Source organism: Brevundimonas sp. GW821-FHT10A07 (assembly GCF_059415785.1).
The window spans coordinates 1-14,225 of sequence record NZ_JBWKNX010000029.1; the positions used below are offsets into that span (position 1 = coordinate 1).

General features: G+C 66.0%; 10 protein-coding genes. 5 read left to right on the forward strand and 5 right to left on the reverse strand.

The genetic code is table 11. The features are described from left to right. Positions 1-216 precede the first annotated feature (216 nt). Entirely contained in the window at positions 217-3,141 is a 2,925-nt protein-coding gene (gene ileS, locus AC07NC_RS17110) for an isoleucine--tRNA ligase (RefSeq protein ID WP_494570257.1), read from the reverse strand. Between the two features lie 343 nt (positions 3,142-3,484). Here ileS and AC07NC_RS17115 point away from each other — a divergent pair, with 343 nt between their 5' ends. Continuing rightward, positions 3,485-4,354 carry a hypothetical protein gene (locus tag AC07NC_RS17115; RefSeq protein ID WP_035305393.1) on the forward strand — a complete coding sequence of 290 codons (870 nt, stop codon included), beginning with the start codon at positions 3,485-3,487 and terminating at the stop codon, positions 4,352-4,354. 138 nt (positions 4,355-4,492) lie between these two features. On the opposite strand, the gene AC07NC_RS17120 is transcribed toward AC07NC_RS17115, so the two are convergent. Further along, entirely contained in the window at positions 4,493-7,372 is a 2,880-nt protein-coding gene (locus AC07NC_RS17120) for a M16 family metallopeptidase (RefSeq protein ID WP_494570258.1), read from the reverse strand. 286 nt (positions 7,373-7,658) lie between these two features. On the opposite strand from AC07NC_RS17120, the gene AC07NC_RS17125 reads away from it, so the two are divergent. Further along, entirely contained in the window at positions 7,659-9,188 is a 1,530-nt protein-coding gene (locus AC07NC_RS17125) for an AAA family ATPase (RefSeq protein WP_494570259.1), read from the forward strand. Between the two features lie 77 nt (positions 9,189-9,265). Beyond that, on the forward strand, positions 9,266-10,024 hold the full coding sequence (locus tag AC07NC_RS17130) for an HNH endonuclease (protein WP_494570260.1): 759 nt from the start codon (positions 9,266-9,268) through the stop codon (positions 10,022-10,024). A 31-nt stretch (positions 10,025-10,055) separates the two neighbouring features. Here the strand turns inward: AC07NC_RS17130 and hfaD are convergent, their stop codons facing one another. The 3 genes from hfaD to hfaA are packed head-to-tail and all read right to left on the reverse strand — an operon-like array spanning position 10,056 to position 12,704. Beyond that, positions 10,056-11,315 (reverse strand): holdfast anchor protein HfaD, encoded by a 1,260-nt coding sequence (gene hfaD / locus AC07NC_RS17135; RefSeq protein ID WP_494570261.1) that lies wholly within the window; start codon positions 11,313-11,315, stop codon positions 10,056-10,058. Beyond that, complete coding sequence (gene hfaB, locus AC07NC_RS17140; protein WP_035310629.1) at positions 11,242-12,258, reverse strand: holdfast anchoring protein HfaB; 1,017 nt, start codon at positions 12,256-12,258, stop codon at positions 11,242-11,244. The genes hfaD and hfaB overlap by 74 nt, the downstream gene beginning before the upstream one ends. Beyond that, complete coding sequence (gene hfaA / locus AC07NC_RS17145) at positions 12,255-12,704, reverse strand: holdfast anchoring protein HfaA (RefSeq protein ID WP_494570262.1); 450 nt, start codon at positions 12,702-12,704, stop codon at positions 12,255-12,257. The genes hfaB and hfaA overlap by 4 nt, the downstream gene beginning before the upstream one ends. 119 nt (positions 12,705-12,823) lie before the next feature. Here hfaA and AC07NC_RS17150 point away from each other — a divergent pair, with 119 nt between their 5' ends. Beyond that, entirely contained in the window at positions 12,824-13,528 is a 705-nt protein-coding gene (locus AC07NC_RS17150) for a rhomboid family intramembrane serine protease (protein ID WP_494570263.1), read from the forward strand. Between the two features lie 93 nt (positions 13,529-13,621). After that, the gene (locus AC07NC_RS17155) at positions 13,622-14,050 is read left to right on the forward strand and encodes a CBS domain-containing protein (RefSeq protein ID WP_008261184.1); all 429 of its coding nucleotides are present in this window, start codon (positions 13,622-13,624) and stop codon (positions 14,048-14,050) included. Positions 14,051-14,225 lie beyond the last annotated feature (175 nt).

The window sequence follows — 14,225 nt, forward strand, 5'->3', positions numbered from 1 at the left end:
TGATGCGGTGAACATCAGGCGGGCGTCCCGGATCAGGGGAAATCTAACCGATCAGCGACAAACAAGGACAGGTCGCGTAGCGACCAGGAGGGGGCGACACTGACGATGGTGATGACCACAGCGGCTTCAGGCGCCGAGTCGCCCCCTCCTGGCGCTCGCTGACGCGATCGCCTGTCCTCCCCGTCGGCCTTCGCCAACGGGGAGGTGAATGCGTGGTCAGGCGTGCGTCTGGTCCCAATACCTGACCGCATCGGCGTCGCGGGCCGAGAGGTCGGGGTAGGCGGGGTCTGAGCCGACGTCGGGGACGCGGCGCCACGAGCGGGCGCATTTGGGATAGTCGGCCAGGGCCACGGCCACGGCGAGCGCGTCGCCTTCGACCAGTTCGGCGCCCGAGGTGCGGAAGATCTCGGCGGCGTCCAGCCCGTCGAAGGGGGCGAAGGTTCCCGCCGGCGCCGTGACGGTCGGCCAGGCGTCCAGCGCCCCGCCGATTAGCTTATCTCGACGCGCGGCTTCCAACGATTCATTGACCACTTCGAGGACGGTGTTGATCGCGGCCCAACGCTCGGCCTCGGCCGGGTTGTTCCATTCCGCCGGCGTCTCCGGGATCACCCGGGCGCAGTTCGTGCCCGCATCCGGGAAGCGCGTCGTCCAGGCCTCTTCCATCGTGAAGGGCGTCAGCGGCGACAGCCAGGCGGTCAGGCGCATGAAGACCGCGTCCATCACCGTGCGGGCCGCGCGGCGGCGCAGGGCGTCGGGGCGGTCGCAGTAGAGGCTGTCCTTGCGGATGTCGAAATACAGGGCCGACAGGTCGTTGGAGCAGAACTCCAGCACCGGGCGGACGACGTCCTGGAAGCGGTATTCGGCATAGGCCTGGCGCACATGGGCGTCCAACTCCCACAGCCGGTGCAGGATGAACTTCTCCAGCGGCGGGAACTGGTCGTAGTCGGTCAGCCGCTCGGCCTCGTCGAAGTCGGCCAGGGCGCCCAGCAGATAGCGGACCGTGTTCCTCAGCTTGCGATAGGCGTCGACCGTGGTTTGCAGGATCTGTTTGCCGATCCGCTGGTCTTCCGAATAGTCGACCAGCGACACCCACAGACGCAGGATGTCGGCGCCGCTTTCCTTGATGACCGTCAGCGGATCGGTCGTATTGCCCTTGGACTTGGACTGTTTCTCGCCCTTCTCGTCGAGGGTGAAGCCATGGGTCAGGACCGCCTTGAACGGGGCGCGGCCACGGGTGCCGCAACCTTCCAGCAGAGACGACTGGAACCAGCCGCGGTGCTGGTCCGAACCTTCCAGATAGAGGTCGGCGGGCCAGTGGGCCGGGCGGTCGCCCGTATAGCCATGCTCGGGCAGGCGCGGGTCAAGAACGAAGGCGTGGGTCGAACCCGCGTCGAACCAGACGTCCAGGATGTCCTCGACCTTTTCATACCGGGCCGGGTCGTGGGCGCCCAGGAAGTCGCTGTCGGGCGCGGTGAACCAGATGTCGGCGCCGTGTTCGGCCACGGCCTTGACGATCCGGGCGTCAACCTCGGGATCATGCAGGGGCTGGCCGGTCTGTTTGTCGATGAACATGGCCAGGGGCGTGCCCCAGGCGCGCTGGCGGCTGACCAGCCAGTCGGGACGACCCTCGACCATCGAGCGGATGCGGTTCTTGCCCGCCGCCGGGTGGAAGGCCGTGTCGTCAATGGCGGTCAGGGCCATCTCGCGCAGGGTGTCGCCCGACTTCAGGGGCTCGTCCATGCGGATGAACCATTGGGGCGTGTTGCGGAAGATGACCGGCGCCTTGGACCGCCAGGAGTGCGGGTACGAGTGTTCCAGCCGGCCGCGCGCCAGCAGATTGCCGGCCTCGATCAGCTTGTCCATCACCGCGCCGTTGGCGGGACCGAACTTGCCGGTCTTCTTGCCCTCGGTCTCCAGCACCTTCAGCCCGGCGAACAGGGGGACGGTGGGGTAGTAGGCGCCGTCCGGGTCGACCGTGTCCGGCACCTCGTGATGACCATGGGCCTTCCACACCTCGAAGTCGTCGGCGCCGTGGCCCGGCGCGGTGTGGACGAAGCCCGTGCCGGCGTCGTCGGTGACATGGTCGCCGGCCAGCAGCGGCACCGAGAAGCCATAGCCGCTGTCCAGCGCGGCTAGCGGGTGGGCGCATTCCAGGCCCGACGGATTGATGTCGTAGACGCGGGTCCAGGCGGCGATCTTTGCGGCCTTGAACACGTCCTCGGCCAGCTTGTCGGCGACGATCAGCCGGTCGCCCGGCTTGGCCCAGGGCGCGAACTCCAGACCCTCTTCCATGGCCGTGACCTCATACAGGCCATAGGCGATCTCGGGGCCGTAGCTGATGGCGCGGTTGGCCGGGATGGTCCAGGGCGTGGTGGTCCAGATGACGATGGACGGGGTGCTGGTGCGGAAGGCCAGCAGGTCGTCGGGATGGTCGTCGGACACGCCGGTGACCGGGAACTTGACCCAGATCGTGGGTGACACGTGATCGTGGTATTCGATCTCGGCGTCGGCCAGGGCGGTGCGCTCGACCGGCGACCACATGACGGGCTTGGAGCCGCGATAGAGCTGGCCCGAATTCTTGAACTTGTGGAACTCGGCGATGATGGCCGCCTCGGACGTGAAGTCCATGGTGGCGTAGCGGTTGGCGAAGTCGCCGGTGATGCCCAGGCGTTTGAACTGGTCGCGTTGCAGGTCGATGTATTTGCCGGCGTATTCGCGGCAGGCGGCGCGGAACTCGTCCTTGGAGACCTCGTCCTTGCGGCGGCCCTTGGCGCGGAACTGTTCCTCGATCTTCCATTCGATCGGCAGGCCGTGGCAGTCCCAGCCGGGGACGTAGTCGACGTCATAGCCCAGCAGGAACCGGCTGCGGACCACGAAATCCTTCAGCGTCTTGTTCAGCGCATGGCCGATGTGGATGTCGCCGTTGGCGTAGGGCGGGCCGTCGTGCAGCACATAGAGCGGGGCCTTCTGCGCCTGGCGTTCGGCGCGCAGGGTCCCGTACAGGTCGCCCCACTGCTCCAGGATCAGCGGCTCCTTCTGCGGCAGGCCGCCGCGCATGGGGAAGGGCGTCTCGGGCAGGAAGACGGTGTCGCGATAGTCGCGGCCGGAGGGGGTGTCGGTGGTGTCGGTGGCGTCGGCCATGGGTCGTCTCGGCGTCGTGAAAGTGATGTCGCTGTCTTCGTTCGCCCTGTCGCGCTTCGCGCTGCTCGAGGGCGGCTTCGTTCGCCCGAACAGAGGGCGGTCTTCCCGGCGTGCACGGGGCCACAGGGCCCGGAAGCGCTACGCCGGGCGGCTAATCGAAATCAGGCGAATGGAGACGCGGACGGTCATGATGCGGGCGGTCTAGCAGACGGATGCGGCATTGCGCCATCCCCGAAGACTTTCCCATCTCAACGGAAACGAAAGGCTTTTGTCGTCTTGGTTAAGGTTGGATCGTCCGGAAGTCTGTCCAGGCGACGTGAGAATTCGTTCGGGAGTCCCGCCGATGCGGCAGCGGATCAGGAATTGGATGCTGGGTCTGGCGGCCGGCGGGGCCATGTTGGGCGTCGCGGGCGCGGCGACGGCCCAGAGCTGTGGCCAGCCGGCGTGCGAACCTCCGCCGCCGCCTTGCTGCGAGCCGCCGCCTCCGCCGCCTTCCTGCGGGGGTGGATCGTGCGGGGGCGGGAACGGCGGCTGGAACTCGAACACCAACGTCAATGTGAACGTCAACGTCAATGCGGGAGCCAGCGCCAATGCGAACGCCGGGTCGCGGGCCTTTGTGAATGCGCGGGCCGGCGGCTTCTCCGGCGGTTACGGCGGGGGCGGCGGCGCGGCCTATGTGACCGTGGACCAGCCCTATCCGACGACCATCCAGGGCCTGGCCGTCGAAGGCCTGGCCCAGACGGTGCGGACGCCCTTCACCGCCTGGCGTCGGTCGATGAAGCGGGTGGTGATCCAGGCGGTCTGCATCGACGACCGCCAGGTGCCGCACCCCGCCTCTCAGGTGAAGCCGGATCGCGAGATCGCCGACGGCTATGACGGCGAGATCTATCGCTGCCTGGCCGGCACCTGGCTCCAGGCGACGATCGCCGACTATGAGGGCGACATCAAATTCGACCACGGCACGACCCTGACCTGCAGGAAGCACGAGGCCCTGTGGTTCGGCGGCGAAGGCAAGCTGGAATGCCGCCCCGAAAAGCCCGAGCGGGACTGCAACGAACGCTCGCTGCTGCGTCGCTACGGGGCCGGGGTGAAGATCCTGACCATGTACCGCGAGGAAGAATACACCGAATACCGCGAGGAACAGGTCCAGAGCGCGACCGTCATCACCGGGGCCATCACCCTGGACGGCGGCGTCGGCGGCCGGGTGTTCTGAACCGGACCTGACGCGACCCGTTCAGGCGCGGCTCAGGCCGTGTGACGCAAGACAAGACCGTCGGCTCTCCGTCGACGATCCTGAAGACTGGCCCCAAAAAGGCTCGGCCCCGGTTCCTGCGAACCGGGGCCGTTTTTCTTACTGGGCCAGCTTGTCCGAGACGACCTCGGTGCGCCAGGCGGCGTCGGGCTTCAGATACTGCCGGGCCAAGCTTTGCAGGTCGGCGGCGGTGACGGCCTCCAGCACCGCAATATTGTTGCGGGTCTGGTCCAGCGAGGCCGGGTCGGACTGGGCTTCGGACAACTGGGTCAGCCAGTAGCCGTTGTCGGCCATGCTGCGCCGCAGCCGCTCCACCGCCGGACGGCGGGCGCGGTTCAGTTCATCCTCGCTGACCGGATTGTCGCGCAGGTCGGCGGCGATCACGTCCACGGCGTCGAACAGTTTCGTCAGGGACTCGGGGGGCGTTTCGGCGCCGACGGCGATATAGCCGTAGCCGGGGAAGGCGTCGGAGCTGGTGGCGCTGGCGCTGGGCGAATAGGCGATGCCCTGTTTCTCGCGGATCTCCTCGTTCAGGCGCAGTTGCAGCACGGCCGACAGGATCGCCAGTCGCCGGGCCGTGGTGCGGTCTTCGATCTGGTCGGTGGTGGGCCAGGCGACGAAGCCCAGAGCCTGTTCAGCCTGGCCCGTGTGGGTCAGACGGATCGGGGTCGCGGTCGGGGCGGGGAAGCGACGTTCGGCCGATCCAGGCGGCGGGGTCGGGGCGGGACCGCGCGCGGGCAGGGCGCCGAAGGTCGAACCCACGGCGGCGATGACCGCGTCCACGTCGACATCGCCGACGACCGTGATCTCGATCGGGCCGGAGGCGAGGGCCGCCTTGATCTGTTCGCGCAGGGGTTCGATCTCGACCGACTGGAACTGTTCGTTGGTCGGGGCGGCCGCGCGCTTGTCGCCCCCGGCCAGCAGTTCCCCGGCCTTCAGACCGAAGGCGCCGCCGGGCGTGGCGGCCTGTTGTTCCAGCGCCTGCGGATAGGAGGATTTGGCGCGTTGCAGCGGCGCGGCGCGCAGACCCGGATCGGTCAGGAAGGCGGCCAGAACCTGAAGCTCGAGCTGCAGGTCCTCCGGGCGGGTGGAGCCGCCGAAGCTGTAGCTGTCCGTACCCTGGCTGACGCTGGTGTTGACGACATGGCCGGCCAGGACGCGGTCGGCCTCATCCACCGTCAGCTTGCCCAGGCCGCCGGCGTTCAGCACGGTGTTGGCGGCGAACAGGGGCGAGAAGCGGTCGGCGGGAAGACCCATGCCGCCGATGCCCGTATTGGCGCGGATCAGGATCTGGTCATCGCGGAAGTCGGTCTTCTTGATGTTCAGCAGGGTCCCGTTGGGGAAGCGGACCAGGGTGGCGCCCAGATCGGCCACCTCGGTGCGCGCGGCGGGAAGGGCAGGCGCGCCGAAGTTCGTGTAGGGCCATTCCAACGCCGACTGATCGCCGGGCGCGGCGACGGGAACCTGACGCGAGGCCTCCAGCGCGGCGGTGACGGCGGCCTCGCCGCCCTCGACCGGGACCGGGCTGGTGAACAGGACCAGAGGCCCCTGGCCTTCGAACACCGGACGCACGGCGGCGTTGACCTGTTCCGGCGTCAGATCGGCGACGATCTTCTCGAACTGGTCCAGGCTTTCCTGGGGCGAGGTGAAGACCGTGTCGCCATTGACCGCGTTCAGCAGGGCGCCGGCCAGGGCCGTGGTCGAGCGCGTGGCCGCGGTGGCGACGGCGTTCTGAAGCGAGGTGCGATATTCGGTGATCTCGCGCTGCAGCTCGGGGGCGGTGACGCCGTACTGGGTCAGGCGGCGGGCCTCCTGCTCGGTGGTCTCCAGCGCGCGCTTCCATTCGCCGGGCGTGAAGGCGACCGACAGGACGCCGGCGTCCAGGGTGTCGAACAGCGACTGATAACCGCCGCCGGCGCCCAGGAAGGGCGGATTGTCGGCCCGCGCCATCTCGCCCAGGCGGCGGTTCAGCACCGCCAGGCCCAGGCTGCGGCGAACGGCCTCGGTGCGTTCGGCCAGGCTGTCGGGGTCAAGGTCCGGCGCCTTGATCCAGTTGATCTGGATCGACGACTGGACGCCCGGCTCGACGATGATGCTGGTCTCCGGCTGGCGCGCGGCGACGGTTCCCAGGTCGGGCTCGGGCCCGTCGGCGGCCTTGGGCGTCCAGTCCGCGAAGGTCGTGCGGATCTTGGCCTCCATCGCGTCCACGTCGAAGTCGCCGACAGCGATGAAGGTCGCGCGCGAGGGGCGGTAATAGGCGTCATAGAAGTCGACGAACCGTTCGCGCGGCGCGGTGCGGATCACCTCCAGGTCGCCGATCGGCAGGCGTTTCGACAGGCGCTGGCCCGGCGCCAGCAGGGCCAGCTGGGTCTTCAGCACCCGCATCTGCGGCGAGTTGCGGGTCCGCTCCTCCCCGACGATGACGCCGCGCTCGGCGTCGATGGCGTCCGACGCCATCAGGGCGTCGCCCATCATTTCCCGCATCACATGCAGGGACGTATCGACCGTCTCGTCCTGGGTGTTGGGCAGTTCCAGCATATAGGCCGTCTGCTCGAAGCTGGTGAAGGCGTTGGTGTCGGCGCCGAAGGCCAGGCCCAGGCGTTCGAGAATGCGCAGCATCTCGTTCTCGGGGATGTCCTTGGTCCCGTTGAAGGCCATGTGCTCCATGAAGTGCGCCAGCCCCTGCTGGTCGTCCCGCTCCATCAGCGAGCCCGCGTCGATCCGCAGCCGGAACGAGGCCTGGCCCGGCGGGGTGGCGTTGTGCATCAGGGCGTAGCGCATGCCGTTGGGCATCAGGCCGTAACGGACGGCCGGATCGGCGGGAACATCACTGGTCGCCTGGGCCCAGGGATTGGAGGGCGGGACCTGGGTCTGGGTTTGGGCGGCGGGCGCGAAGGCCAGGACGGGGACGGCGAAGGCCCCCGTCGAAAGAGCTAGGCCAGAGGCCGCGACAAGCAGAAGGCGACGCGCAGAACGCATGAGTTTACTCCGAAACGCCGCAACCCCCGATGGAACGGCTGATGTCTGGAGTAGGGGAGGGCGGGGGCGAGGGCAAGGCGACCGTTTGGCAGGCGCCTTGGGGGAGGCGGATAGCCGTAAAATAGCGATAAGGGGGAGGCGTGGAGGGGCGTTTGAGATAATCAGCAGATAACCTCCGCAGCAGGTCGCCTAGATTTCATTCTAAGCGTCCGCAAGCGTGACAGTCTGTACACGCAACTGTAAGCTTCGCCTTATGCTCGCGCGCAGACGCGGTTGGGAGGCGTTCATGTTCTTTACCATTCTCAGGGGGCGGGTGCCCGAGGGCTCGTCCAACTGCGCGTTTTTAGTACCAGACAACTGGGATGACTGGTTCAAGTTCAGAACCACGTTTGCGCTGATAGTCTGCGATGAAGCCGGACATAGCCATCAGGTGGGATCGCTCAAGATCGGACAGGTAGGTCTGCAGCCTGCAGGGACGGTCGAGCCTGGTCAGAGAGCGCCGGAAATTCCTGAAGAGTTTGACGCACTCGGTCCAGACTTCTTCTCGCTCGGCATAGGGGAGGATTACTATGCCTCCCTCAATCAGCTTTCGGCCGCCTTACGTGAAACTGTTCTGGTTGGGCTGAGGGACTGTGCCTTCGACTTGGATATCTTCGAAGCGGCGTTAGACGAGCCTTCAATGGAGGTTTCACTTCTCCGCAGCATATCTCCAAGCACAGTGAGGGGGCGCTTACATCGCCTTACACGTGGGGACGCGGAGCTTACCGAATTTCGCTTCACTTTCACGCTCGAACAGCCCGATGGGGTCTCCCCAGCAATAATGGACTTCGAGGTGTTGCCGGCATCTGAGCCGCCAACGAACGTCCATGTTCTCATCGGCCGAAACGGGGTGGGAAAGACGCGTTGTATGCGTCAACTCGCGGAAGCGCTTCTTGGCAGAGCTGAGGAGGCCGACATGGTGCCGCCTGTGACCGTTGCTCTAAGTGACGACGGAGCTTGGGCTTTCGCCGGCTTGGTCCTGATCTCGTTCAGCGCATTTGATGATTTCGATTTGCGATCAAAGCCCACCGACCTGATGGGATCGGAGCAGGTCGGGTTGCGCCACCGCATTGAGGTGGAGGGCGAAGAACAAGGAGGCATCAAATCACCCAAGGATCTCGCTGTCGATTTCCGTAAGAGTTTTGAACGCTGCCGCCATGGCCTTAGGGCTGACCGCTGGCGTTCTGCGCTGGACACCCTTGAAACAGACGATTTGTTTGCCGAAGCGAACATTACTCAACTTTTGGCGCTGTCAGACGATGATTGGTCCGATGCGGCCGAGTCTCTATTTAGTCGATTGAGCTCTGGCCACGCCATCATTCTTCTCACCATCACGCGACTGGTCGAATTGGTAGACGAGAAAACACTTGTCTTGCTTGATGAGCCCGAAGGGCACCTTCATCCGCCGCTTTTGGCAGCTTTTATCCGCTGCTTGTCGGACTTGCTAGTGAAGCGAAATGGGGTCGCGATCATCGCCACCCACTCGCCGGTCGTACTCCAGGAGGTGCCTCGAAACTGTGCCTGGAAGCTTCGTCGGGCGCGCGCTGTCTCGGTGGTCGAGCGGCCGGCCATCGAAACCTTCGGCGAAAATATCGGCCTTCTAACGAGAGAAGTCTTTGGGCTTGAAGTAACGCGGTCCGGTTTTCACCAACTTCTGCGAGCGACGGTCAACGAAGGGCTAGACTACGCCGCCGCCGTAGCTCGCTTTGAGGGTCAGCTGGGCGGTGAGGCGCGTGCGATAGTTCAAGCGCTGATCGCTGAGCGGGATGCACTCTAATGCGCTCTCTAGTCCGCCCAACCGTCACGGCGAGGCAAGCTCTCGACCTTTGTGTGGCTAGCATTCGCGATGCCAGTTTGAACCAGCGTCTGCAACAGGCTGCATCCAGTATTGAATCGGCGGAATTGGCTTATATAACAAGTGGTAAACAGGCATCGCTGTACAGCATCGAGGGAACAGATGACGTTGCTGGGTGCGTCACCACGAAGGAGATGGAAAGGGTTTATGCCGGAACTTTCGTAAAGAGCGTACGAACCAGGCACATTTACGACGCTATCAAGAAGTTACCAGAAAACGATATATGTCCGCTATGCGCGCAGCGAACAGTCTTCACGCTGGACCACTATCTGCCGCAGTCAGCCCACCCGGCTTTGACAATCACGACGGCCAACCTTGTTCCGTCCTGCGGTGAGTGTAACAAAACCAAGCTGGCCTTGCAGGCGGCGCAAGCGGGCGAGCAGACGCTGCATCCGTACTTCGATGATGTTGACGATGGTCGGTGGCTGTTTGCGGCGGTGCAAGAAACGCAGCCTGCCGCTCTAGTATTTTTGGCCGCACCACCTGCAGCTTGGAACGCCGTGAAGCGACAGCGTGTCTTTTCGCATTTCAGGGTGTTTGGTCTCGCGCAGCTCTACGCGTCCCACTCGGCGGTTGAGTTGACCAACATTCGCTATGGGCTACAGCAAATGGCGCAGCGCGGTTCACCAGATGATATTCGAGACCATTTGGCGCGCGAAGCGGCAAGTCGCGCTGCGGCGCAAACCAATTCGTGGCAACGCGCAACATACGAAGCTTTCGCGAACTCCGCTTGGTTCTGTGCTGGAGGTTTTGCGTGAGACGGTCATCTCGTCGCGCTAGTCGCTTTCCTCACCCGCCCGGACGGCTCACATAGAAGGTGGCGCTGTTGCCGACGGCGGTGGTCCCGACCACGGCGGCGCGGCCGGAGCCGATGGTGGCGTTGGTCGTGGCGGTGACGGCGGCGTTGTTGGTCTGGTTGTTGGTGATGTTGACCTCGCCGCCGCACTGGGAACAGGCGGAACCGGTGACGCTGTTGCCGACGGCCTCGGCGCCGACATAGGCGTCATAGCCGCTGACGCCCGTATAGGTCGCGGTCGCCTCGACCCCGCCGGTGTTCAGCTGAGTGTTGTCCAGCGCCAGATAGATGTCGGTGTTGCCGGCGATCACTTCATTGGCGACGGCGCGGGCCGAGACGGTGGTCTGGCCCTGCAGATTGGTCCGGGCCCGGGAGACGGCGCGGACCCGGCCCTGGTTGGTCTGGTCGGTCGCGGCGACCAGGGAGCCGCCGGCGTTGGACAGGACGGTCTGGTTGGCGCCGGCCTTGGCGCGGGCGGCCAGGTTCCAGGCGTTGTCGACATAGACGTCGGTGCGCGCCTCAATCGTCGAGGCGGCGTTGGTCTGGCGCACCGTCAGATCCTGGTGAGAGGCGCCGGTGGTCGAGGTCTGGACGGCGTTGGCCACGGCCTGGGACGAGAAGTCGGCGGGGGCGGGGATGTACTGCACGTCGGCGACCGTCTCGGCCAGGACCGTGGTCTGGGCCGACTGATCGACTGCGCCGGTGATGGAGGAGGACGGACCGCCCAGGGCGACGCTGTTGGCGACGGCCGCCGTGCCGACGGAACCGCCGGCCAGCATATGGCCGGTCGGCGACTGGACGACGGTGCGGGCGGTGACATTGTCGCCGGTCGCGACCTGGGCCGCATCAAGGGCGAAGGTCGCGCCGTCGGTGGAGACGCCCACATAATCGCCGCGCGCCAGGGTCGTCGATCCGATCACGCCGTCCGATTCGCCGTTCAGGACGAGGGTCGTGTCAGCGCGGGTCGCGCCGGTCATGGTCTGGCGCGACGCCAGCGAACCGGACGAATCCTCGATCCCGCCCGCGAGCGAATTGCCCGTGGCCGAATTGGTCACCTCCAGCTGATCGACCGTGACGTTCAGGTTCACCGACCCGGTCACGTCGCCGGACTGGGTCTGGGTGCTGGAACAGGTCGAGCCGGTCTGCGGATCGCAGAGCGGCGTCTCCTGCGCCGTCGCCTCAGTAGCGGCTAGGGCGAACGTCGCCGTCGCGGCGATCATGCCAGCGAGACGGATCGGCGCGGGTCTGGCCATTGTTCGTCTCCGTGGTGGGGTAGGCCGGATAATAGCCGCCGGTCGGACCGACAGCGGAATCGCCAAGCGGGTCGTTGGCGGCGTTGAGGCAGATTTCGGGGCCGGGCGCCCCATAGAGATTGGCCATGAACTCGACCGTGGCCCGTTCGACCAGGGCGCGGACGGCCAGCTGGGTCGGCTCCATCCCGCCGGACCCGGCCGAGATGTCGAAGACATTGCCGTTCAGGAAGTCGAACACCCCGGCCGAGATCTCGCGGCCGATGATCTGCTTCTGGTACGAGACGACGTCCACGACCTCGAGGGTGGTGGTCTGAACCAGCCGCAGATCCATGGCGATGTTCATCACATAGGTGCGGTAGGTGGCGATGCCCGAGCCGGGACGGTCGCTGTCCACCTGGCCTCCAGCGGCGTCGAAGCCGCCCGAGCGGATGTTGTAGTTCACCTCGGTGACGCCGCCGACGATGTAGAAGTCCGAGCCGGGCACCTGGCCGGCCAGGATGCGGCGGTACTGGGTGTCTTCCGGTCCCTGGGCGCCGGGGGTGTTGTCGCCGATCAGCTTGTTGTTGGCGTAGCGCAGCTCCAGCTCGGACACCGAGGTGTCGTAGCGTTCGACGATCCGGGCGCCGGCCTTGGCCAGGGCCGAGTTCGCCATCAGCGAGGCGCCGCCGGTGATCTGGCGCCCGCCGTCCGACGAGACCGTGCCCGTGTAGTCGCTGATCCGGCCCACGGCCATGCGCGGCGAGGGCAGGTTGTAGCGGCGCGCGTAGTCGGCCAGGCAATAGAGCGCCGCCGAATAGGGGGTGGGGTTGGCCGTGACCGGCGCATTGCCGATCGGCGTTGCATATTGGCCCGACGGCCCGGCCACCGGGCTGACGCAGCCGGCGAGCAGCAGGGCCGCAGCCGTCACGACGGCGCCGGTGCGAAGGAGAGGAGGGCGGCTCATGGCAGGGTGATGTTTCCGTTCAGGGCCGTGCCGGCGTTGATGTCGCCGTTGTTGGTCTGTTTCGAATTGACGATGACGGTGTTGTGGCTGCCCTGGACCACGACGTTCAACTGATTGCCGATGGCGGTGGAGCCGCCGATGGTCGTGCCGTTGCCGGAAGACGAGCCCGCCCCGGCATAGGCCGAGGCCACGCCGCCGGACTGGCTGGAATAGGAAGAGGCGCCGGACTGGATGAGGCCGTTGACGATCAGGCGATTGCCGTTGGCGTCGCGGGTCGAACCGGTGGCGGCGGTGTTGGTCAGGTTGCGCGCGGAGCCATAGCCCTGCTGGAAGCGGGCGGCGCCGCCGGAGCCCGTCGTCTGGGCCATGGCGATAGACGGGGCGGCGGCGACGAACAGGGTCGCAAGCACGGTCGGCAGGGTGACGATCAGCCTCTTGACCGGCATGGATAATACTCCTGGCGCGCAAACGGACGACGGACCGAAACCACGATCCGCACCCCAAACTGCGTTAAGGTTATTAAGAAGCGCTTGAGATCGCAGAAATCGTTGCGCATTGGTGAGGCATGTCCGACCCCGATGGCCGATTCGCAGCGCCCCCGAATTCAGAAGGGCCAAAGTCCGAAAGACTGTTCAACGCCCCGGTCGCGGTGGTGCTGATCGCCCTGTCGATGCCCGTGCTGTTTTTCTTCCAGCGCCAGTTGCCGGACATGGGCGCCTCCATGGCCTTCGCACCCATCGATCTGCAGAACGGGCGGTGGGGCGGCTTGTTCACCGCCATGCTGCTGCACGGCAGTTGGACCCACGCCCTAATGAATGCGATCGGCGCCCTGGCCTTCGGCGCGCCGGTGGCGCGGCTGTTCGGCGACCGGATCGGGCCGACCGTCTTCCTGCTCTTCTATATCGGGTGCGGCGTGGTTGCGGCCCTGGGCTACGGCCTGGTCCACTGGGGCTCGACCGAGGCCATGGTGGGGGCGTCGGGGGCCGTGTTCGGCCTGATTGGAGCAGCGACCCGCCTGATGGGCGGACGGGGCAGGGTGCTGAGCCTGTTCGACCGGCGCGTGATCGGGGCGTCGATCGCCTGGATGGCGGTCAACGCCGTCACCGGGCTGATCGGCTATGCTCCGGGAGCGGAGGGCGCCCGCATCGCCTGGGAGGCCCACGCCTTCGGCTTCATCGCCGGATTGCTGGTCATCGGTCCCTTGGGCCGCGCCTTCGGCAAGGGGCCTTTGCCCATGGGGACGTCGGCCCGGCCCGAATCGGACGTTTGATTCCGGGGCGCGGCTGCGCGATCATGGTTATCGAGCGGCCCTGTCGCCATCCCGGCCCGGCGGTCGTCTCCTAACCATAGAGAAGGAGCCGCGATGTTCGTCGCCGAGATCCTCAAGACCAAGGGAAACGCCGTCTTCTCCATCGCGTCCGACCTGACGGTGGCGCAGGCGTGCGGAGAGCTGGAGCGCAAACGCGTCGGCGCCCTGGTCGTCCGCGACGGCGAATCCGTCGCCGGCGTCTTTTCCGAAAGGGATGTGGTGAAGGCCCTGGCGGTCGATGGACCCAACGCCCTGGGCCGTCCCGTCTCCGATTACATGTCCGCCCGGGTGATCTTCGCCGAACCGGGAGAAACCCTGTCCGCCGTGATGGGGCGGATGACCGACCGGCGGATTCGCCATCTGCCGGTTCTGAGCGAGGGCCGGCTGGTCGGCGTCATCTCCATCGGCGACGTCGTCAAATGCCAGATCGCCGATCACGCCCGCGAGGCCGAAAGCCTCAGAACCTATATAGCGACGGGCTGAAGCGGGCGTCGGCACGGGTTCGAAGAGTCCGACTCCGCGAGAATTTTCATGGTTTGGTCAGAATCCGGTTGCGGCGGAAAAGAGCGGCCCGTATAGGACCGCCTCGCTCGGAAACGGGCCGGCCCTGAGGGCTTCGGAGCTTTGGTTTCGGGGGTTTTGAGGGGAAGAAAGAGTT